Source organism: Ameyamaea chiangmaiensis (assembly GCF_013376175.1).
GTDB lineage: Bacteria > Pseudomonadota > Alphaproteobacteria > Acetobacterales > Acetobacteraceae > Ameyamaea > Ameyamaea chiangmaiensis.
This window is the reverse complement of sequence record NZ_JABXXR010000340.1, coordinates 1-869: the sequence shown is the minus strand read 5'-3', so window position 1 is coordinate 869 and position 869 is coordinate 1. Positions and strand designations below refer to the sequence as shown.

Sequence of the window (869 nt, the reverse complement as noted above, 5' to 3'; positions counted from 1 at the left end):
CTAGAGGGTGTTATGTACTTTCGTGCGTGATTGGTTCAGTAATGCTGAATGACGCAAGTTCGGAAGCCGTATCCTTCTGACGTATCAGACGAAGAATGGTCGTTGGTTGTCCCGTATCTGGTTCTGATGCGAGAGGACGCGGAACAGCGGCGGCATGATTTGCGCGAACTGTTCAACGGGTTGCGCTACGTGATCCGCTACGGGATTGCCTGGCGTGCCATGCCGAATGATCTGCCGCCTTGGTCGGCGGTCTATCAGCAATCCCGTCGCTGGATGGAGGCAGGCTGCCTCGAAGCACTGGCGTCTGACCTGCGGGCTGTGCTGCGCATGGCCTCCGGCCGCAAGGCGGAACCCACGGCGGCCATCCTCGACAGCCGAACCTTGCGTTCGACACCGGAGAGCGGACCGCGCGCCGGATATGATGGGGCGAAACGCAAAAAGGGCTCAAAACTGCATATGGCCGTGGACACGTTTGGCCATCTGCTGGCCCTGCACGTCACGCCAGCCAATCGGGACGATCGCGCCGAAGTCGGACGCCTCGCCGCTGCCATTCAGGAAGTGACGGACGAGAGTGTCGAACTGGCTTATGTCGATCAGGGATACACGGGCCAGAAGCCGGCCGAGGCAGCGTGGGCCCACGGTATCGCCCTTGAGGTCGTTAAACTGCCCAAGGCCAAGCGCGGCTTTGTCCTGCTGCCGCGCCGATGGGTCGTAGAACGATCTTTCGCATGGGCTACACGATGCCGCAGACTCGTTAAGGATTACGAGCGCTACGCTTCAACGCTCGCAAGTCTCCATGTCGTCGCTTTCGCATGCTTCATGCTCAGAAACGCCGCTATACTCGCTCAAGGTGCATAACACCCTCTAGG

1 protein-coding gene is annotated in these 869 nt (G+C 59.8%); it reads left to right on the top strand.

Going from position 1 to position 869, the window contains the following annotated elements; translation table 11 throughout:
* Positions 1 to 48: 48 nt before the first annotated feature.
* Positions 49 to 858 (top strand): IS5 family transposase, encoded by an 810-nt coding sequence (locus HUK82_RS16930; RefSeq protein WP_176615008.1) that lies wholly within the window; start codon positions 49 to 51, stop codon positions 856 to 858.
* Positions 859 to 869 lie beyond the last annotated feature (11 nt).